Consider the following 22,361-nt stretch of genomic DNA (forward strand, 5'->3'; position numbering starts at 1 on the left):
CTGCCCCTTGGGGTCATATCATTATCTCAGCGCATTCAAGCGGTCAACCAACCCGCTAACTCGCAGGGTGGGGGTGCGTATCGCATGGCCCAATACCGAATCGCTGCAATACAGTGTCAAACGCTGGCGGGCGCGAGTAATAGCGGTATAGACCAACTCTCGGGTTAATACCGGCATGAAATTATTAGGCAATACCAACGCGGTATGTTCAAACTCAGACCCTTGGGATTTATGGACTGTCATGGCGTAGGCTGTTTCATGGCTGGGAAGACGGCTCGGCTGCACAGATTTGATATTGCCGTCCGGCAGCTGGAAATGCACCCGCAACTCCCCCTCGCCATCATGCAAAGCAATGCCAATATCGCCATTGAAGAGGCCAAGAGCACTGTCATTAAGCTCAATCATCACCGGTCGTCCAACATACCAACGCCCTGATGGCCCTGGGGCGCGCTCAATTAACCGCTGGCGATGTAACAGCTGTTCAATTCGCTCATTTAAGCCGCTGACACCAAATGGCCCGGAGCGTAATGCACACAATAGTTGGTAGCGACCAAATGCTGCCAGCACATCAACAGCATCCGCACCTGCTGCCGCTAACTCCAGATAGTGCTGATAACCGGCAACACAATGTTCCAGCAGTACCTGATAGTCATCTGAATCGCCCAAAGAGAAACGTTCGATATCAGAATATGTTCCGTCTAAAATGGATAATGCCTCGCGATACCTTCCGGTATTCACGGCGAAAGCCAACTGCCCAATACCGGACTTTTCATCGAAACGATAGCTTTTACGCAGTAGACACAAACTATCACGAACATTGACGCTATCAGTCTGCACATCACCAATCGGGATACTTCCTGCCAATACACACCCCGTTAAGCGGGTTATTTGTTCAGCCCGCGGCTCGCTGTAACCTAACTCAGCAAAACGGCAGATATCCCCCAGAACAGCCCCAGCTTCCACCGAGGCCAATTGATCACGGTCACCGAGAAAAATCACCTGAGCTTTGGCGGGCAATGCGGCAATAAGTCGCGCCATCATCGGTAAATCCACCATTGATGCTTCATCGACCACCAGCACATCAAGATTTAACGGATTACCACGGTGATAGCGAAGGCGCTGACTATGGGGTTGCGCGCCCAACAAACGGTGCAATGTGGATGCTTGATCTGGAAATAGCCTGCGCTCATGGTCAGTCAGCGAAAGCTGGCGAGTCGCGTTACCCAATGATTCGGTCAAACGTGCGGCAGCTTTCCCCGTTGGAGCGGCCAGTTGGATACGTAAACGTTGCCCCTGACTAAGTTGTATCAGTGCCGTCAATAACTTAGCGACTGTCGTCGTTTTACCTGTTCCCGGCCCACCGGAAATCACGGAAATACGGCGGGTCGCCGCAACAGCGGCTGCGACTTTTTGCCAATCAACCCCAATGTCCGCCGGCCCAAATAGCCGGTCGAGTGTCTCTCTTAGCAAGATTTCGTTGACATCTCTGGCATCGTTGATAAGTGACACGGTGTTATCACTGGCAATAAAGCGCACCACATCCCCTTCGTATTGCCACATCCGCTGTAGATATAAACGGCCATTTTGCAAAACTAGCGGTGTGGGTTGTGAGCCATCGCTGACTGCTGAAGAGTGATTGAGTGCCTGCATCCACTGTAATTGATCCGGCGCACCTGCCGCCTGCCATAGCGCCTGTGATAACAGTGCTTGTCGCCCACCAAATAGCTGGTCGGGCTGCAAATAGCTCAGAGGCAAACACACATGCCCGGCCCCCGCCTCTGCACTGAGAACCGCTGCGGCCAATTGCAGCATTGGGGCGTTATCGCCGGCTATCATTCGTGAGAATTGAACATCCAACGGGCGTAGTAAGTGGTCACGAACCGCCTGCTCCAGTAATGTCATCATATTGATGCGCCCTCACCGGTGCTGGCGGTATTGCTTTTGTCACTCATATGCCGCGCTACCTCACAGCCACTGAATAAACAATCCATTCCCTCAATGAGCGCTTGTTCAGGCCGACAGCTAAAAATACCATTCCCCGGATGTTGCTTATCAACGCCGCGAAGGAAGAAATAAATCACGCCACCAAAATCGCGTTGATAGTCATAATTCGCTAACCGGTGGCGTAAATAACGGTGTAACGCCAGAGTATATAGCTGATATTGCAGGTCATAGCGATGCTCAGCCATGGCTTGGGTCATCGCCTCATCGGTATAGGCACTGCTGTCTTCACCTAGCCAATTTGATTTGTAATCCAATAAGTAATATTTCCCCTGCCAGCAAAAAACCAAGTCAATAAACCCTTTGAGCATCCCTTGTACTTGCTGAAAATCCAACTCCGGGCACTGGCGGGAAAGTGGGTCATAGCGCTTGATTAAGCTATCTAATTCTCTAGCTTGCAGCAGTTGGTCTATCGGTAAATAAAATTGTAACTCCGCCTGTTTGCTGTGTGGGGATAACTCCGCCAATCTCACCCCCGTTTCATTCAAGGGCGCTTGTACAATCGCCCTGAGCCATTGATACAGCATCGGCGACCACTGCTCGCCAAATCCTTGTTGCTGTAGTTGCTCTGTCAGCCAGTCTTGCTCAATAGGTTGGCTGAAATCCAGTGGTTCGAGTAAATCATGTAGGAACGTCCCCGGGGCGGCTCCTCGAGGGAAAGTATGAGGAGTTAACTGAGACTCAGTGATTAAGACTTGCTCACCCGCAGCATCAGTATCCAGTCGTGGTAACAGTTCCTGCAATGGCGTATTTAGTGCCTGCGATGTGCCACTTTTACCTGCACCATGTTGTTGTAGGCCGGAATAGCTGGTGACACGCCAAAAATCTTGTATTTGGCGGTTAAACTGACGCGCAGCCAGTGCGGGTAACTCTTCCGGCTGGGGCTGCCATGGCGTTTCGTCTAACTGCCCAGCTGGTGAAACAGAGATATCCCCACCAGCTAGCAGGGTTAGCTCTGCAAGGTTATCCGCCAGATACTGCGCATCACCCGCCTTCCCTCGCTGCACCAGATAACCTAGCGCACTCAGGTGCATGTCACTTTCACCCTGTTTTTTTCGCCCGCCTTTAATCAGCGGAGCAATCCCGACACTGCAATGATAAACCGCACGGGTGAGTGCTACATATAGCAGCCGTAGGTCTTCAGCCAGGCGCTCTTCTTCCGCCAAGGCCTGGCTCTCTTCATCAGCATTCAAATCCAGTAATGCCTCAAAGCTATGGCGGTCATGATAAAGCACGTCCTGCTGCTGTCGGAAATTACCAACAAAAGGTAGCCACACCAGCGGATACTCTAGCCCTTTCGATTTATGGATAGTAATGACCTGCACCAAATGGCGGTCACTTTCCAAACGTAATTGTTGATTATCAGACTGATGGTTGGGTTGTGCTATTTGTTGTGCGAGCCAACGGATTAGTGCGTGCTCACTATCAAGCTGAGATGCCGCTTCTTGCAATAGTTCACCCAAATGCAGCAAGTCGGTCAGTCGTCTTTCCCCACCCGGGGTTGCCAGCAGGTTTTCCGCTAAATGGCGGCGAGCCATAATCTCCCGCAGCATAGGGAGCACCCCGCGGCGCTGCCAATGTTGGCGGTAACCATCGAACTCATCAACCAAAGCATCCCAAGCCCGCTCATTGTGATTCAAATCATCCAGCATTCGTGCGTCCAACCCCAGCACGCCGGCGGCCATGGCGCTACGTAATGCCCGCTCCTGTTCTGGTGCCAGAACGGCTTGTAATAGCCACAGTAAATCCTTGGCCTCGGCAGTATCAAATACACTGTCACGATTAGATAAATAAACTGAGGGGATAGACAATGCACTGAGGGCATCGCGGACTAATGCCGCTTCTGCCCGGCTGCGCACTAAAATAGTGATATCAGATGCTTGAACCGGTCTTGAGTCGCTGGTTGTGACTAACTGAGCCAGCCCCTGCTGACCCGCAGTGAGCCAGTCGCGTATTTGAGCAGCACACTGGCGCGCCATTAATTGTTGGTACTCACTAACCCCAACACCCTCACCCGGCTGCAACCAGAAAGACAATGCAGGTTGTTTTTTCCCTTTTATTTCAAACGATAACCGCTTATTTTTTTCCGCAGGAGCAACATTGATAAATGGGATTTGTTTAAACAAGAAAGGAACATCAACTAAACCAAACAGCCGATTCACGGATTGCACCATCGGGAAGGATGAGCGCCAGTTAGTCTCTAATGTGTAGTGGGTACTTACTTCTGAGCGCGCACGGATATAAGTAAAGATGTCAGCGCCACGGAAAGCATAAATAGCCTGCTTGGGATCGCCAATCAACAATAAGCCGCACTCTCCCTGCCCACCATAGAGTGTGTGGAAAATACGATATTGTTGCGGGTCAGTGTCTTGAAACTCATCAATCATTGCGACGGGATAGCGAGAACGAATAGATTGAGCCAATAACTCTCCGCCCGGTTGCTGTAATGCCGCATCCAATTTACTGAGCAAATCATCAAACCCCAGTTCAGCACGCTGGCGTTTTTCTTGCTGCACTGAGGCACGTATCTCGCTGATAGCTCGGGATAAAATCAAGTCTCTGAGTGTCAAAGGTTGTTCATATATCCGGTCTATAGCACTGAATAAAGGGTGTTGTGGGGCCTCACCTTTTTTGGTTTTTTCCAATAATACTGATTGGCGAAATTTCTCTAACTCTTTGGGTAACTGATAATCACCCGTTTCTTGCTCCGCCCACAGCCCCACTTTTTCCAGCCAGTTAGGTAAATACCGGGCACTGTAACTGCGTTTATCAACCCCAGACCCGCTAATCAGCGCCTCCAACTCAAGCGCTGCAGCACGCCACTGCGCCTTAAGCTCATCAATTTTCACCACTATCTGCTGGTGCCGGCTGAGTATCGTTTCATTCTCTGCGGGCGCTTGGCGAAATTTAGGCGTTTCCCCCTGTAAATAAGCAGCGAGGTCTTTGAGTAGTGCTTCCGGGCCACTCCATTCTTGACTGACCGCGCGAGCAATTGCTAATGGCAGCGGATAGCAGTGACGCCGCCAAAAGTCAGCACAAGCTTGCCTGCGCAGTGGCAGTTCATCCTGCACCAAGGTTTGTTCAAACAAAATGCCCGATTCAAATGCATTGTTAGCAAGCATTCGCTGACAAAAGCCGTGAATAGTATAAATGGCAGCTTCATCCATCTGGCGCTCAGCCGCCAACAGCTGTGCCGCGGCCTCGCTCAAATCGGTGATTTCAGTTAATAAAGCCTGATGCATTGGGTCATCACTGACTCCCCGTACGCAGGCGATTCGCAACTGATGAATATTGTCACGAATTCGCCCTCTTAGCTCCTCAGTTGCTGCTTCGGTGAAAGTCACCACTAGGATTTCTTCAACCATTAAGGGGCAACTAAATGCAGCATTGCCCCCCAAACCAAGCAGCAATCTGAGATAAAGAACCCCGATGGTAAAAGTTTTACCCGTGCCCGCAGAGGCCTCAATCAGCCTCTCACCATACAAAGGGAGCGTTAGCGGCTCCAGCCGCTGAGGAGTCATTGATGTCATGGAGCCAATACCTTCTGCGGTAAGGTCGCTTGCAAGGCTGACGTTGTTGGATATGTCGTCCATCCTTTAAGCACCGCATAGCCACCCGTCGTTTGCCCCTGGCCTTTAACCTGAGAAAGTAGTGCCAAACCTTGTGGCTTGATAACCGCTTGCTGGAAGAAATCCGCCAATGTAATGTTCGTCAGCAGCTTCACCTGAGCAATCATTTTCTCACGGCTATCAAAGGCAAAATTATTACGATTAAAATCATTACTGTAGCGGCTGGCTTCTTCATCCAGCGTTTGTGGGCGTTGCAGTAATTGATTGATTAGCCCCTGCTTATATTGTTCAAAATCAGCTTGTTTCATTTCACGCAAACGTTTTTCAGCTTGTGGATAGAAAGCAAGATAGCGCTGATAAAGATAATCAGGTTGTTTGCTGTTACTTTGCAGCAGGAAACCCAAGCCCCATTGACGCCCAACCGACATCGGAAAAGCAAATACCGCATAACCGAGTTGCTCTGCTGTACGCAGTTGGTCATAGAACCAAGGCTGGACAATTTGCCCCAACAAGGCACTGCGCGCCATACCTTCAATTTCTGTATAACCGGTTGGAACGTAGACTGCGGCCAGCGCTGCATCAGAGCTACTGCCCAGTCTTTCCATATTGGCGAGCTGCGCTTTATCAACAATCACATCCTCGCCAGTCCACCAAGTTGTCCCAGCCAAACTGAGCTGTTTTTTCAATGATTCAGCTAAAGATGTTACTTGCGGGGCCGTCATATTACCGACTGCCAATACTTCCACCGCCGATTTTTTGAGCAAATCATCGCGATAAGTTACGATATCTTGCACACGAATAGTGTCCAGTAATTTGCGGCGTTCGCTGCGTTCTGAATAAGGAACATGAGACAGTAATTGAGCTGGCTGAATTGCCAGTTCATAAGCTTTGCCCTTCTCGGCGACTTCCAATTGCTCGCGATACCACGATTTGGCCTGCGCTAACCCCTCTTCTGTCGGTGTGAAACTGGAGTAATCTTCCACCAAAGACGTCAACAACTGCGGCATCCGTTGTGTAAAACCATTGGCACTAACATACAGACCATTATTCGGCGCGGTTGCAAAGCTTATCCCACCGATTGATGCCTGATAACTCAATTCATCCAGTGATAAGCCAGCCAAATAATCAGTCAGGGCAAAAAGAACTTGATGGCGGGCGGTGTCCAATGCATGCGGGTTGCGAAAAGCCACTGAGATATTGGCTTTCGGTTCGTCAGCAAAATACTGACTTGGCATGTAGAACACCCGTAACCCTGGCTGTTCCACAACTTTCTGCGGCCGGGTAATATTTTTATCTGCTTTGATTAACGAGAAGTTATCCGGAATATAAGGGTTAAGTGCCGGTAAACTCAGCGTGATGTCTTTCCCCAACTTCTGCCATTCCTGCATCTCTTGCGGGCTGATTCTATTGACCTGATAAGGGGCATCAACAAAATAAGCGACTTTGTTGTGAGGCTCTTCTGGGCTGACAAACCAAATACGGGCATTTTCTGGTGTCATTTCAGCCAGTCGGGCAGCAATGGCTTTCGCATCATATTGATCAGCCAGATAAGGGGCATCAAGCACATGGGCAACAGGCACCCGCAGCATCATGTCCACCAGCCACTCAATATAATCCATATCTCGCGTAATTGATGGATAGCGGAAATCCAGATTCAATACATGAGCGATTTCATCAAAATAGCTTTTTTTAATGCCATCTTTGTGCAGCATGTTGATGTAATCAAAAATGGCAGCTACCACGGTGTCACGATTAGCCAAACCTTTATCGGTGAGTGACACTGAAATGGAGAACACGCCGCCATTCCTGTCAACCATGGGATCCGCCCCAGCATTGATTGCATCTGCCAACCCTTGTTTTTGTAGCCAGTCAGACAAAGTATCTTTGCTGCGATTCCCTATCAAATAACTAATGTAGGTATCTGTTTTACTACGGAAATCTGCACTATTATTGTCAATGCGGAATTCTATTTTTAGCTGTTTACGGGGTTGAGCGGGAACATAGTGAATAATAATACCGGTTTGGTCCGGTGTGACCACAGGCACGGTAATCGGAGGGACTTTTGCATCCCGATTAGGAATTCGGCCAAAGGTATCCGCCGCTAATTGTGCTAATTGCGCCAAAGACTGATTGCTATAAAGCACCCCCACCATCAGGTTGGCTGAATAATAATGATGATAGAAGCTCAGCAGTTCGTCATGTAATTTACCATCCGGCTTATCTTTAAGTGTGTCTAGATTCCCGCCTGAAAAACGCGCACTTGGGTGAGCGGGATTAAGCGTTTCAGCATTCACCTGCGCCATACGCATACCATCGCGGGAACGAGCCATCGTCAATTCTGCATTCACCGCATTACGTTCACGGTCGGCATTAATCGGGTCTAGCAGTGGCTCTGCAATAGCATCTGCCAAACGATCAACCGCTGGGGCTAATGCATCATTTTCAATTTCAAGATAGAAAGCCGTGCGATAAGAAGCTGTGCTGGCATTATGGCTACCGCCATGTTTTTTCAAGAACTCAGAGAAACTGCCAGGCTCAGGGAAACGCTTAGAGCCCATCAGTAACATGTGCTCCAGATAATGCGCTAATCCAAGTTGGTTATTAGGATCTTCCAGTGACCCAACAGGTAACGCCAAGGCAGCCAAAGATTTTGGCGCTTGTGCATCAGAGACCAGCAACACCGTCATGCCATTAGGCAATTTTATCGCCTGATACTTACGCAGGTCATGTTCACTTTTGTGAATAGCTTCTGCCAGTGGTTGCCATGCCGGAGTATCCGCCCAACTCAGCGGAGCTAATAAACCTAATAAGAAAAATATGCCAATGATGCGGGCAAACTGTTTATGCATTCCGTTTCTCCCCTAACCCCTTAAGATTGCCGCTAAAACACCTATTCGGCTTCTGGTATTCAATATGTCCTAAAATCTGGTTTGCTAGCAGTTAGCTCGCTTTATTATGGCGGGCTATTGGTAATAAATAACGTTGAGTTTCGTGTAATATCATGTCGAGATGTTGGTTATCCATCAGGCGGAACACCCTTTGTATGTAGTGATCCTCGCACTCTCCAGCGATCCGTTGATCACCTTGCCAAACCTGTAATAGTTTCATTCGGGCCTTAGTTTGGGTTTCGTCATCCCATAAAATCTGGCCAGAATTACTATCAAAACACTGACTCAACCACGCCCAACCACTTTTACTCAACAGTAGCAGAGGTTCGCACATACCTTGCTGATATCCACTGATTAGCTGCTGAAAATATTGCCGTGCTTCGTCACATTCCAATGGGGCGTAGCGCCATTCCGTTCCTTTACGGCCATACATTCGGCTTTCACCCTTACCACCTGCGGCGCAATACACTAAATGTTCAATCCACAATAAAAGCCCATCGACTGCTGTTAATGCCGCAGGCCGCCAACGAATTAAACCATCCTCTTGAATCTGATGAATCCATCCCGTAAGAGTGATATCACCAAATTCAATATTGAGTTCAAGACTTTGATTTTCTTGACGCTCTGCACGGATCCGTTCAGCTAACGGCACCATTTCCTCTTGTTGGCTTTCCCAGTAAATCTCACCAAAAGAACCATATGGAAGATTGCCCGCAGCACGGGCGCGGGTGAATACCGTATTGATATCACTCTCTTCTATCAATGCATTCAATAGTTGAGTATTAAACTGATAACGATTGAGGTTATCTACGGTAAAAGGTTCTTCATCCGGTAACTCGGTTTCTTCAATAACAAAATTGACCCCAAGCCGTAATTGAAAGAATGCTCTCACCGGGTGGCGATAGAAGCGAATTAATTCATCAAGAGTAATTTCTGCCACCTGTTCAGGTGGTAAAGGCTGATTAAACTCGGGATGAGCCACCCCCTTGGACTCCGCTGAGGGTAGCCATTCAGCGGCGTAACTCTGTAACTCGCTATTAGGGATAAAGTTTTCCGCTGCAAACGGCATACGGGCATGCCAGCATAGCAAATGGTGTATGACCCGGTTGGCGCTGTCATCCGCACTGAGTTCCTCGTCGCCCGGTAAGTGATAACTTTGTGAAATGTATTCAATCAACTCACTCACCAGCACGGAGCAGTAGCGTTGACTGTTATCTTGGATTGAGCGCCCAATATAGCTGATGTAAAGCTGTTGCTGGGCGGAGAGTAATGCCTCCAAGAATAGATAACGGTCATCATCACGGCGGCTACGGTCACCACGGCGAACCTGCTTTGCCATTAAATCAAAGCCCAGTGGGGGCAAAGTTCGGGGATAAACACCGTCATTCATCCCCAACAAGCACACTACTTTAAATGGAATGGAACGCATTGGCATCAAGGTACAAAAATTAATAGACCCAGCCAGAAAGCGCTGGCTAATGCGCTCGTTATCTAAGCGCGAAGCCAGCTCATCGCGTAACAAATTAAGTGGCACGATATCCGGATATTGGGCAGCAAGGCCATAGCTGATAACTTTCTGCCATTGCTGTTCAATCAGCACCAATACCGCCTCCGTCTCATTATCTGGCTCAAAGAAGCTATCTAATAAGTGGCGGCATAATGGCAACCATTCGCTTAGTGTGCGAGCTTCACTTAATTGTTGTCGCCATTGGCTCAGTTGCATCAACATATCAGCCAATTGACCAGCAAGTTCAGCAGCTAAACCACTGGATTCATCATAAGGAAGTACCCCCTGCCAGTCACCGGCGCTACTGTCCATTGCATAGCCAAGTAACATTCGGGTGATACCAAAGTGCCAGGTATGCTGACCCGTCGCAGGCAAAGATAACTCCCGCACATTATCATCATCTAATCCCCAACGAATGCCAGACTCGCCCACCCATTGCCGTAAACGGCGCAATCCGTCTTCAGTAACACCAAATTTATTGGCTAGAGCAGGCACCTCCAGCAGAGCTAACACCTGTTCCGAAGTAAAGCGGCTCTGAGGTAAATCCAGTAGCGTAATAAAAGCTTGAAGTGCGGGATGAGCCTGGCTGGCTTTCCGGTCTGAAATCGCAAATGGCAAATAGCGAGCCCCGGTGGCATTGCCAAATGTGGCCTGAATATAGGGAGTGTAACTGTCAATGTCCGCGACCATCACAATAATGTCACGTGGGGTCAATTCCGGATCAGCCGCCAATAGCCTCAGAAGATTATCTTGTAAGACTTCAACTTCGCGTTGCGGGCTATGGCACACATGCAAGCTCAAAGAGCGGTCTGTTAGCGCCAATACACGCTTTTGATGGCTATGCGCTAAGGTTTCTGGTGTGGTGCCAATAACAGCGCCATCTTCCAGCTCCAACATGTCGTGCTGAATGCCATGTAAAAGGTTATCCGGCTCAATATCAACAAAAGCATGAACCTCTTGAATCTCATCAACCTGAGATAATAAATACATATGGTCACGCCCAAGCCGCCCCCATGAGGCTAACAGCGGATTACTGAGGTTTTGCTCACCATCAGCATTAAATAGCTGTTCTGCTTGTTCTGGGTGGCGAAACAGTTTTACTTCCGCCGACTCATGGCCCATCAATTCGCGGTAATGTCTGCGTTTACGGCTTTGCAATTTAGCCAGAAAAGCATAGTCCTGAATGTCACCCCAGAAATAACGGCATGGATTAGTAAACATCAGGTGAATATCAATATGTTTACCCAGCGCTTGCAATGCCTGTAAATAGATAGGGGGTAATGCGGATATACCACAAATAAAGACCCGTCTAGGCAACCCTGCTGGACAAACATCCGATTCGAGTAGTGTGTTAATAAAACGCTGATAAAGATTGGCGCGATGCCATTCCGGTTGTTCTAGCTGGCGGGTATAGCGCGCCAGTTCAACCCATAACAAAGCTTGCCACTGCTGGGCATCATCAAGATTATCAATCGGTTGACCACGCTCCCAACTCTCGAGCCATTCCGGGCGATATACCAGATATTGGTCAAAAAGGTCAGCTACCCGGGCAGCAAGTTGGTGAATTTTACGTTTATCACTATCGTCACTTAAATAGCGTTTCATGGCAGAGAATACCGGGTTTTCTAATAAGTCCGGCAGTAACCACATGAGTTTCCATGTCATGGCATCTTTGCTAAAAGCACTTTCTTTCGGGATCCCCGGTAATACTCGGGTAAACATATCCCAGATGAAAGTCGCAGGCAGTGGAAACTCAATATTAGCCGCAATGCTAAATTGTTGAGCCAATTGCATTTGGAGCCACTGGGCCATACCAGGGCTTTGAACTAGCACAATTTCTGGCTGGAAAGGGTTATCCAACGGTTCTCGTTCTATCAGCGCCGTCGTGAGCGCTTTGAGTAAATCCAATTGATTAGAATGATAAACCGTAAACATGATGACTCCCTTAAGGCACTATGGAGAATATCCATCAATGATTAAACCAACTGACTATCACTTGTGGATAAATCCTGAGATTTAATACTCTAACTTGATAATGAGTGAGCGCAATAGGTTATCTTCATTATCATATTTATACCTGCACGATTAACTCTCGATACTCCCCTTACAAAACCAACGACTTAATTCTGCCTGCTGCTTAGGGTGTATTCTTAGGGTAAATGTAAACTCTGCGCACTGCCCATCAGTTCGGCTTGTAATCTGATGATATTGCCAATTAGGCTTCACTCCCGAGATAAGTGTTTTTGCAGGTTCATTACTGCTGCTTTCAATGTGTTGGTGAAGTAAAGACCACGCCTGGCGTTGCTGCCACAAAGATGAGAACCCCTGCAAAAGAGCCTGATGGTATTGCAGCAATCCCAATAGAGAAACTGAGAAAAAAAGTGCCGCAATTAAGACCTCAGGTAGACTAAACCCCTGTTGAACAAGGGGATAGCCTATCTCTTTAGCGCGCTGTGATCTATTACAGCATCCTGTTAAGTACAAAATTTCTCCTCCTTATCCGGGCAAAAATCTAACCAGCCATGATCGACCTTAACCAGTTGGTGGGCTTCTTTACCACTCTTCTCTGAATGGAGTTTAACTCGTTGATAAAGCATTAGAGGTGGTTGACCGCCTAAAGATTGGCTCTCACCCCTGAGGATAAAAAAACCGGTCAGTGATGCCGGTTTAATACAGACCCTCAAACCAGATGGTGACTGTTCATGACAATGCCATGTTGAACCAAGGCCCCACGGCATACTAAATAGCCAATGCTGACTCATTCCCCAATTCAATGATGATGTTGCCTGATTAAAAGCCCGTAAATGATGTTGTTCCTCGGCGGTAATTTGCTGAATGTTATCTAATTGCCGATGTAAAGCTGACAGCAGAAATAAACCTAGGGCAAACAGAGTGGCGACAGCAGCCAAAGTACTTGAGCCCCGCTGTTTATCTGGTCTCATAAGTTATTCCCACGGATGCTATAACTCAGTTGATGATGTATTGCTGGATTACCGGTTTTTTGGCCCGCCAGTTGCACGCTATAAACCTGACCCGATGCTTGCTGTCGTATTCGGCTAACAGAAAAGTGCGTTATGGTGATATCTTGCGAATTAAACAGCTTTTCCCAACCTCTCCCTGAACAATTCAACTCACCACGCTGGCCTTCTAATGCTTTATTACGTAAGCGGTAACCAAAATATTCGGATTCCTGATGTTTCTCCCCCTCCCAGCGGCCATTGCGGTTAAGGTCATAAGCAACAATCAAACAAGAGTTTATAGCTTCCGTCGGATAGTGATGTATTGTCATCGCTTTTCCCTGACACTCTCCGTGACAAAATCCTGCCCGCCGCAGATCTTTTTCCAGCACCGCCATAATCTGGCTCATTGTTAACTCCAGATGATAATGCTGCTGCAATGTGGCTATTTGTTTGTGTAGTTGAGGAAAAGTCTTTGTGGCCGCCATAATAATCAAGCTGCCAATACTCAGTGCCAACATCATTTCTGGCAGAGTAAAACCTGTTATATATTTCTGTAAAAAATGGTCTGATATATCAGATCCCGACTTTGGTATTATTTCTTGCATAAATGAATACCTGATATTGATTGCTCCTCACTGCATAGCCTCATTCGCCCGCGACTGGAAAGAATTAACCGAATACGCCCTGCCGAATTATTAAGCATAATATTTCCTGCTTGTGCCGTATTTCTGGTACCAAAAAAACCTATTTCTTTTTTCAAGGAAATGGCGATAGCAACATCAGTATAGGGCGGAGTAAACACTGAATTTTCTAACAAAGCACAGGGAGTGACGGGTTTATCACCACTTCCTAAACACCCTTGTTGGCCTGGTTCTACCCACAATAAAACCGAGCTGTTATTGCGGTTAGCCTTGGCTTGCAAATGTGTTAAAAAGGCTAATAGCTGGCGAGCACTGTCCGCTAATCTCTCCCGCTGGCGATAATGATGCCAACTTTGTGTGCCCCAGGTGGCCATAACACCAGCTAAGGCAATGACCAAGAGCAATTCGATAAGACTAATGCCTTTTTGTTTTGTAAGAGTATCCCCTGGAATAACACGGGGTTTATTGAGCCGTAGGATAGTTTTCATGTCGCGAGTTTACGTCGTAAAAATTTGAGTTCCAGTCGTGCTTAACCAAGGCTGGAAGAGCTACGCAAAATGTTATTTATGACGACATGAATGCAGAAAATAGTGCGGTATAGTTCGCAATTTTATGAGCCGCGAGCAGAATAACAAAGTGAGGAGAATGACTATTTAGTGGGGATATTACCGGTTAATAGTGCAGATATAAAACCGGAGCCAAGCGGCTCCGGTAACAAGATTAGATAGCAACAGGGGCTTTAATGCCCGGATGAGGCTCGTAACCGTCAATTTCAAAATCATCAAATTGGTAATCAAACAATGAGTCAGGTTTGCGTTTGATAATCAGCTTCGGTAATGCCCGAGGTTCGCGGCTTAATTGCAGCTGTGTTTGCTCCATATGATTGCTGTATAGGTGTGTATCACCACCCGTCCAGACAAAATCACCGACTTCCAAGTCACATTGCTGCGCCATCATATGCACCAATAATGCATAGCTAGCAATATTAAATGGTAAGCCAAGGAACACATCGCAAGAACGTTGATATAGCTGACAAGATAACTTGCCATCAGCAACATAGAACTGGAAGAAAGCGTGGCACGGCGCTAAAGCCATTTGATCCAATTCACCCACATTCCATGCAGACACAATGATACGGCGCGAGTTTGGGTCTTGCTTCAGCTGTTGAACCACATGGCTCAGCTGGTCAATTTTGCGACCATCAGCCGCTCCCCAGGCGCGCCATTGCTTGCCATAAACCGGGCCAAGGTCACCGTTTTCATCCGCCCACTCATCCCAGATTGAGACGTTATTTTCTTTCAAATAGGCAATATTGGTATCGCCATTGAGGAACCATAACAGTTCATGGATGATTGAACGTAGATGGCAACGTTTGGTGGTCACCAGCGGGAAACCGTCTTGTAAATTGAAACGCATCTGATGCCCAAAAATCGACAGCGTCCCGGTACCGGTACGGTCATCTTTAGGAGTGCCTTCTTCCAGCACTTTTTTCATCAAATCCAGATACTGTTTCATGTTACCTCACGAAAGTTGTTGCGCAGGACGGCGATACGCCCAAATCATCATAATGATACCGGCCAGAATCATAGGCACAGACAGGATCTGCCCCATGCTGATCACGCCGTCGAACAAACCAAGTTGAGCATCTGGCTGGCGGAAACATTCCACAATAATCCGGAATGCTCCATAACCAATCAGGAACAGGCCTGAAACACTGCCCATCGGGCGCGGTTTGCGGATAAACAGATTTAGGATGATAAACAACACCACCCCCTCAAGAAGCATTTCATACAATTGCGAAGGATGACGTGGCAATACACCATATTGGTTAAAAATAGCCTGCCATTTAGCCGGGTCTGCAGCAACAATTGCAATATCTTCGCCCCGGGAAGTCGGGAACAACATAGCCCATGGAGTATCAGTTGTAACTCGGCCCCACAATTCACCATTAATAAAGTTACCAAGACGCCCAGCGCCTAAGCCAAATGGGATAAGTGGTGCAATAAAATCAGCAACCTGGAAGAAATGGCGTTTGGTACGGCGAGCGAACCACAGCATCACACAGATAACACCAATCAGACCACCGTGGAATGACATGCCGCCATCCCAGACCTTAAACAGGTACAGCGGATTATCGAGGAACATCGGTAGGTTATAGAAGAGGACATAACCGACGCGGCCACCGACAAACACCCCGAGGAACCCGGCATAAAGGAGGTTTTCGACTTCTTCTTTTGTCCAGCCGCTACCAGGCTTATTTGCCCGACGAACCGCCAGCCACATCGCGAAAACAAAGCCCACTAAATACATCAGGCCATACCAATGCAGGGAAACCGGGCCAATTGAGAAAATGACCGGATCAAACTTAGGAAACGCCAGATAGCTATTGATCATCTATCACCACGAAATATCTCTTGTTTTGAGAAGATTAATGTTCTGCCCAGTCAGGGCTACAGGTAGCGCATAATAGCATAGGCCAATGGCTGTCTGGGCGGCATCAAACAGAAAAGTTCTGTAAACCCGACATTCTATTTACCACCGCGAATCAAGCCTCCTAACCCTCGGCGCTCCATAAATGCGGCAGTTAAATGGCGTACATCAGTCGTCATTTGGGCCGTTAATACCCGCTCAGCCAATGCGGTTGCATCCACCAAATCAATATTACGCAGCAGATATTTAATTCGCGCCACACTGCGGCCATTCATACTGAGATTGCGATAACCCAACCCGACCAGCAACAATGCGCCCATCGGATCACCGGCCATTTCACCACACAAGCTCACTTGCAGGCCAGATTGAGTCGCCTGAGTCAAGATGTGGCTTAGCACTTGCAGCACCGCCGGGTGCAAGCTGTCATACAGTGAAGCTACACGGGTATTGTTACGATCCACCGCCAGCAAATATTGCGTCAGATCATTAGTGCCAATCGAGATAAAATCGACTCGTGATTTCAGATACGGCAACATAAAAATCATGGCTGGTACTTCAATCATCACACCCAATTTCGGTGGCGGCAACTCATAGCCCAGAACCTCCTGGACTTCACGCCCCGCACGATCAATTAGACGCTTTGCTTCATCAACCTCTTCTAAACTGGTGATCATCGGCAATAAAATACCCAGATTACCGGTTCCAGCATTGGCCCTAAGCATGGCTCTGACCTGGATCAAAAAGATCTCTGGCTGATCGAGAGTAACACGGATGCCGCGCCAGCCCAGGCAAGGGTTTTCTTCACTGATGGGCATGTAAGGCAGTTGTTTATCGGCACCAATATCCAGTGTTCGTAGCGTGACCGGTTTATTGGGGTAGAGCTGCAACATACCTTGATACTGCGCCACTTGCTCTTCCTCGGATGGGAAGCCGCTTTGTAGCATAAAAGGAATTTCGGTGCGGTACAGACCAACGCCATCAACTCGCCCACCCAGCAGTTGTTCATGCTCCGGGCTAAGGCCGGCGTTCAGCATCACCTGAACTCGCTCACCACTTTTCAGGGCCGCAGGCTGCTCGACGTCATCTTCCGCCAGTTTACTGAGCTCAATTTCTTCGCTGACCAGCCGTTGATACTCTTTGACCAGCACCGGCTCAGGATCAACCAGAACTTCACCACGATAACCATCAACAATCAGTAAACGCTGATTAAGTAACGCCGGTTGAATATCAGCGCCCATCACGGTCGGGATCCCCATGGCGCGCACCAAAATGGCGGCATGAGAGTTAGCGGCACCATCGCGCACCACGACACCGGCCAGACGATCCTGCGGCACTTCAGCCAACAGTGTGGCAGTTAGCTCGTCAGCCACCAGAATAAAGCGCTCAGGCCATTGGCTGGCCCCAGAGGTACTATCATCGAGATGGAACAGTAAGCGCTGGCCCAGAGCTCGCAAGTCACTGGCCCGCTCGCGCATATAGGTATCTTGCAGGCTGGCAAACTGCGCGGCAAATTGTTCAACCACTTGCTTAACCGCCCATTCAGCCACGGATCCTGCATCGATTTGCGCGAAAAGTTCGCGCTTTAAGCGAGCATCATTGAGCAAGTGAGAATAGAGGTCGAAAATCGCCGCGCTCTCTTTTTGTGAGCTGGCAGCAAAACGTTTACTGAAACGGCGGAATTCAGCCGCAGCCTCTTCTAGCGCCTGGGTTAGGCGCTCACGTTCTTGGGCCGTATCGAGGGTTGAGGCGGCATAAACCAAATCCAGGGAAGGCTGCGAAGTATCTTGCCAGCCTTCGGCAACCGCAACACCGGGAGCCGCCGCCAGCGCGCGGATCCGCGTTTGGCGGTATTGACCAAAAATCGCGTTAAGCTGGGATTGTGAAAGAATACCGGCCAGTTGAGTGGCCAGCGTGACCATAAACGACTCTTCGCTCTCGTCAAACTGACGATGTTCGCGTTGCTGAACCACCAGCACGCCGAGCAACTGGCGGCGATAAATAATAGGTACCCCGAGAAACGCTCGGAAGCGATCTTCTTTAACTTGAGGGACATATTTAAAACTGGGGTGACTTTGAGCATCCGCCAGGTTTATAGGTTCGGCCAAACGCCCAACCAGCCCGACTACCCCCTCGTCAAAGGCCAGCGTAATAATGCGACCGCGGGGTTTTTTCAACCCCCGCGTCGCCATTAGGTAATAACAACGGCGGTCATTGTCTGCCAGATAAATCGAGCAGACTTCCGTGTCCATCGCCAGACAAGTTTCATTGACCAACAGCTCTAACGCATCCGTTAGGCTGGTTGCCATCGCCACTTTCTCAACTATTTCTCGCAAACGCGTGAGCATGATCGGCTTAACTTAACCTCTTTTACGGCGATAAGCGGGTGGCACCCGTGGCGGAGCCGCCTCCTGCACAGGCATGACAATTGGCGCAAACTCTTTCATTACGCGACGATAAACATCCCGTTTAAAAGACACCACTTGGCGCACCGGATACCAATAACTGACCCATCGCCAGCCATCAAACTCCGGGGTGCTGCTGCGTTGCATGTTGATATCGGCTTCATTACACATTAACTGTAGTAGAAACCATCGCTGTTTTTGGCCGATGCATACCGGCTTTGTATCCCAACGCACCAAACGTTTGGGTAATTTGTAACGTAACCAGTTACGGGTTGAAGCCAGAATTCGGACATCCTTTTTGTTCAGCCCGACCTCTTCAAAAAGTTCGCGATACATGGCCTGCTCTGGTGTTTCTCCGGGGTTTATCCCCCCTTGCGGAAACTGCCAAGAGTGCTGACCGTAACGTCTGGCCCACAACACTTCTCCCTGCCGATTACAAATTACGATACCCACGTTCGGGCGGTAGCCATCATCATCGATCACCGGACTACCTCGATAAGCTTAAAACTCAAAGATGCTCTGATTGTTTCACACTAGCAACAGGCGGTAAACCACTGCTTATCTGCCAGTGAAACCTGATAACTCTGGGATAACTCACAGATATTGGCAAAGTTATAAACACCCTAGGGGTTACATCCCGCATTTTATTCACTTTTTCTGTGGATATAGGTGTGCAGAACTCTAGGGAAAAGCAGGTACAACTCATTTTAACGTAATTATACGTCAGAAATATCTAAAAAAATAAATGATTAATTTCAACAAAATAACAGGTTTCCCACAGGTATTCACAACACCAAAATGTGATCTATATCCGTTTTAGATCTGCGGCTGGCTAAAGATCCATCAATGTGGTTTTTATCCACAGATAATGCAGCAAAGTTAGGCAAAAAAGAGTAAAACTCGCAAAAAAACCTGCCGTCAAGGCTGTAAATTGAACCAGTGATCGTGATTTACTGCGGTTATCCAACAAATCTGTGGATAAATAGGTGTAAGATCCTGTTCATTATTGCTGTCAGTAGGTGTACAAGATAGCCCAAATAACAGTATTCAGCGCACACGAGGGCATAAAAATTCCTTTAAATCATGCTATTATTCACTTCTGCTGCGCTGGATAACAATACATCTACAGTCACTTTTATTTCAGCTTGTTTTTTAACCGACTTTAGCAGGTTGCCATTCTATGTCTGTTTATTCACTGCCCCCAGTCCCCCCCACTGATGAACATCAACTTTTTCAACGGGCTGAAGCATTAGCCGGTTTTACCCTGGGCGAATTGGCAATCAGGGCGGGTTGGCACATTCCTGCGGATTTAAAACGCATCAAAGGTTGGGTCGGTATGTTGCTGGAATTCTATCTGGGGGCGAGCGCCGGCAGTAAGCCTGAGCAAGATTTCGCCGATATCGGTATCGAGCTGAAGACCATTCCTGTCAGCGCTCAAGGTAAACCACTGGAAACCACTTTCGTCTGTGTCGCGCCACTCACGGGTAATAGCGGCATCACCTGGGAAAGTAGCCATGTGCGGCATAAGCTGGCCAGAGTATTGTGGGTGCCGGTCGAGGGGGAACGGCAAATTCCGTTAGCACAGCGCCGGGTCGGGACGCCATTATTGTGGAGCCCAAATGAGGAGGAAGAAGAGTTACTGCGCCGTGACTGGGAAGAATTAATGGATCTTATCGTTTTGGGGAAAGTTGAAACCATAACCGCCCGCCATGGCGAAGTATTACAGTTGCGGCCTAAAGCGGCCAACAGCCGTGCATTAACAGAGGCCATCGGCGAGCAAGGGCAACCCATCATGACGCTACCTCGTGGTTTTTATCTGAAAAAGACCTTTACTGGCCCGATGCTGGCTCGTCACTTTTTGCTTTAACGGATGAATCCTATTATTCCGATTAATCAATAAACGCGTATAATTGTATCTTTGTGTTTCCGTAAATTCAGTAAGGTGTAAGGCACAATGTTTGAATGGATTGCCGATCCAAATGCCTGGTTGGCGCTAGGCACACTGACTATCCTCGAGATTGTTCTCGGCATAGACAATATTATTTTCCTCTCTTTAGTGGTGGCAAAATTACCTAAAGCGCAGCAAAACAAAGCTCGCCGCATTGGTTTGGCCGGGGCAATGTTAATGCGTTTGGCATTACTTGCTTCCATTGCCTGGGTTATCCGCCTGACGGAGCCGTTGTTCACGCTGGCGGGCCATGGTATCTCCATGCGAGATCTCATTTTGCTGCTAGGGGGCTTATTCCTGATTTGGAAAGCCAGCAAAGAAATCCATGAAACCATTGAGGGCAGTGATACGGAGCACACCAGTAATGTCAGCTCTTTCTTTGCCGCCATCGTGCAAATCATGCTGTTGGACATCATTTTTAGTTTGGACTCAGTAATAACTGCGGTCGGGCTTTCAGACCACCTGTTCATTATGATGGCCGCCGTGGTCATCGCCGTGGGGGTAATGATGTTTGCTGCCCGGCCGATTGGTGAATTTGTGAACCGCCACCCATCAGTCAAAATGCTGGCTTTAGCTTTCCTGATTCTGGTCGGGTTTACACTGATGTTGGAAAGCTTCCAGATTCACATTCCGAAAGGTTACATATATTTCGCCATGTTCTTCTCTATGGGGGTTGAAACCCTGAATCTGATGCGCGGGAAAAAAAACAAGCCGGCGAAGTAAATCAACACCATTGCTCATGGGTGTGGTTAGCCACACCCATTTCATGCTTTTTTCTGCACTTTTACCTTACACACTTCCCCCTGCCGCAGTGCTTCGTTATAGTCGGATAAGGCGAGTTTGACTTATACCCACCATTATTGGCTCAACAATGTCAGTCACCAAGGGTATTAGCCTGATAATTTCAGACATTAAGGAAGGTCGGCAATGCAATATCATCGAATTCCCCACAGTTCATTAGAAGTAAGCCTGCTGGGCCTGGGCACCATGACTTTTGGTGAACAAAACAGTGAAGCCGATGCCCATGCTCAACTGGATTATGCCGTTGCAGCCGGTATTAACCTGATAGATACCGCAGAAATGTACCCAGTTCCCCCAAAACCAGAAACTCAGGGGTTAACTGAGCAATACATTGGCAGCTGGATAAAAGCACGCGGTAGCCGCGACAAAATCATTTTAGCCAGCAAAGTCTCCGGGCCATCCCGCGCAAACGATAAGCCCATTCGCCCCAACATGGCACTGGATCGAAAAAATATCCGTGTAGCATTGGAAGACAGCCTCCGACGCCTCAATACCGATTATCTTGATATTTATCAGCTACATTGGCCGCAACGAGAAACCAACTGCTTTGGTAAGTTGAATTATCGTTACAGTGAACAAACCGCCGTGGTCACCTTGCTCGAGACACTGGAAGCCCTGAACGAACAGGTGCGCGCCGGTAAAATCCGCTACATTGGCGTCTCTAATGAGACACCTTGGGGGGTTATGCGCTATCTGCAACTGGCAGAAAAGCATGATTTACCGCGTATTGTTTCGATTCAAAACCCCTACAGTTTGCTAAACCGCAGCTTTGAAGTCGGGTTGGCCGAGATAAGCCAACATGAGGGCGTAGAACTGCTGGCGTATTCCAGTCTGGCATTCGGCACCCTGAGCGGCAAATACCTTAACGGCGCACAACCCGCAGGGGCGCGTAATACCTTATTCAGTCGATTCACTCGCTATACCGGGCCACAAGCCCAGCGGGCCATTGCTGAATATGTGGCGCTGGCAAAACAACATGGGCTGGATCCGGCACAGATGGCATTAGCCTTCGTACGCCAGCAGCCGTTTGTGGCCAGCACATTGCTGGGTGCAACGACACTGGAGCAACTGAAAAGTAATATTGATAGCCAGAATGTGGTGCTGGGCCAAGAAGTCTTAAATGCATTGGAAGAGATTCATACCCGATTTACCTTCCCTGCCCCTTAATTTCTGCTCAGTTTAATCACAAAAAGGCCGCTAAAAGCGGCCTTTAG

Annotated in this window: 15 protein-coding genes; 3 read left to right on the forward strand and 12 right to left on the reverse strand. The window is 48.4% G+C overall.

The window, feature by feature from the left end:
- Nucleotides 1–21: 21 nt before the first annotated feature.
- The 12 genes from recD to rppH all read right to left on the reverse strand — a co-directional run bounded on the left by recD (nt 22) and on the right by rppH (nt 18,881).
- Nucleotides 22–1,905 (reverse strand): exodeoxyribonuclease V subunit alpha, encoded by a 1,884-nt coding sequence (gene recD / locus D5F51_RS17230; RefSeq protein ID WP_129198063.1) that lies wholly within the window; start codon nt 1,903–1,905, stop codon nt 22–24.
- Entirely contained in the window at nt 1,902–5,531 is a 3,630-nt protein-coding gene (gene recB / locus D5F51_RS17235) for an exodeoxyribonuclease V subunit beta (protein ID WP_129199425.1), read from the reverse strand. Before recB ends, recD begins: the two co-directional genes overlap by 4 nt.
- Nucleotides 5,528–8,419 (reverse strand): pitrilysin, encoded by a 2,892-nt coding sequence (gene ptrA / locus D5F51_RS17240; RefSeq protein WP_025377213.1) that lies wholly within the window; start codon nt 8,417–8,419, stop codon nt 5,528–5,530. The genes recB and ptrA overlap by 4 nt, the downstream gene beginning before the upstream one ends.
- Before the next feature lie 91 nt (nt 8,420–8,510).
- On the reverse strand, nt 8,511–11,900 hold the full coding sequence (recC, locus tag D5F51_RS17245) for an exodeoxyribonuclease V subunit gamma (RefSeq protein ID WP_129198065.1): 3,390 nt from the start codon (nt 11,898–11,900) through the stop codon (nt 8,511–8,513).
- A gap of 150 nt (nt 11,901–12,050) precedes the next feature.
- On the reverse strand, nt 12,051–12,404 hold the full coding sequence (locus tag D5F51_RS17250) for a prepilin-type N-terminal cleavage/methylation domain-containing protein (protein WP_129199427.1): 354 nt from the start codon (nt 12,402–12,404) through the stop codon (nt 12,051–12,053).
- A gap of 35 nt (nt 12,405–12,439) precedes the next feature.
- Complete coding sequence (locus D5F51_RS17255; protein WP_025377210.1) at nt 12,440–12,907, reverse strand: YgdB family protein; 468 nt, start codon at nt 12,905–12,907, stop codon at nt 12,440–12,442.
- A complete protein-coding gene (locus tag D5F51_RS17260) occupies nt 12,904–13,530 on the reverse strand; it encodes a prepilin peptidase-dependent protein (protein WP_129198067.1) in 627 nt (208 codons plus the stop codon). Before D5F51_RS17260 ends, D5F51_RS17255 begins: the two co-directional genes overlap by 4 nt.
- Nucleotides 13,518–14,054: a prepilin peptidase-dependent protein gene (locus tag D5F51_RS17265; RefSeq protein ID WP_129198069.1), complete on the reverse strand. Its 537-nt coding sequence runs from the start codon at nt 14,052–14,054 to the stop codon at nt 13,518–13,520. The genes D5F51_RS17260 and D5F51_RS17265 overlap by 13 nt, the downstream gene beginning before the upstream one ends.
- Before the next feature lie 232 nt (nt 14,055–14,286).
- Nucleotides 14,287–15,081: a thymidylate synthase gene (gene thyA, locus D5F51_RS17270; RefSeq protein ID WP_129198071.1), complete on the reverse strand. Its 795-nt coding sequence runs from the start codon at nt 15,079–15,081 to the stop codon at nt 14,287–14,289.
- A gap of 6 nt (nt 15,082–15,087) precedes the next feature.
- Nucleotides 15,088–15,960 (reverse strand): prolipoprotein diacylglyceryl transferase, encoded by an 873-nt coding sequence (gene lgt / locus D5F51_RS17275; protein ID WP_025377207.1) that lies wholly within the window; start codon nt 15,958–15,960, stop codon nt 15,088–15,090.
- 134 nt (nt 15,961–16,094) lie between these two features.
- Nucleotides 16,095–18,341, reverse strand: a complete 2,247-nt coding sequence (gene ptsP, locus D5F51_RS17280) for a phosphoenolpyruvate--protein phosphotransferase (RefSeq protein WP_129198073.1) — start codon at nt 18,339–18,341, stop codon at nt 16,095–16,097.
- Nucleotides 18,342–18,353: 12 nt separating this feature from the next.
- Nucleotides 18,354–18,881: an RNA pyrophosphohydrolase gene (gene rppH, locus D5F51_RS17285; RefSeq protein WP_025377205.1), complete on the reverse strand. Its 528-nt coding sequence runs from the start codon at nt 18,879–18,881 to the stop codon at nt 18,354–18,356.
- Nucleotides 18,882–19,578: 697 nt separating this feature from the next.
- Between rppH and mutH the strand changes: the two genes are divergently transcribed.
- The 3 genes from mutH (at nt 19,579) to D5F51_RS17305 (ending at nt 22,314) form a co-directional block, all read left to right on the forward strand.
- On the forward strand, nt 19,579–20,265 hold the full coding sequence (mutH, locus tag D5F51_RS17295; RefSeq protein ID WP_129198075.1) for a DNA mismatch repair endonuclease MutH: 687 nt from the start codon (nt 19,579–19,581) through the stop codon (nt 20,263–20,265).
- A gap of 87 nt (nt 20,266–20,352) precedes the next feature.
- Nucleotides 20,353–21,069, forward strand: a complete 717-nt coding sequence (locus D5F51_RS17300) for a TerC family protein (RefSeq protein ID WP_025377203.1) — start codon at nt 20,353–20,355, stop codon at nt 21,067–21,069.
- Between the two features lie 204 nt (nt 21,070–21,273).
- The gene (locus D5F51_RS17305; protein ID WP_129198077.1) at nt 21,274–22,314 is read left to right on the forward strand and encodes an NADP(H)-dependent aldo-keto reductase; all 1,041 of its coding nucleotides are present in this window, start codon (nt 21,274–21,276) and stop codon (nt 22,312–22,314) included.
- Nucleotides 22,315–22,361: the final 47 nt, after the last annotated feature.

Origin of the sequence: Yersinia hibernica (assembly GCF_004124235.1) — a bacterium.
In the GTDB taxonomy this organism is placed as follows: Bacteria; Pseudomonadota; Gammaproteobacteria; order Enterobacterales; family Enterobacteriaceae; genus Yersinia; species Yersinia hibernica.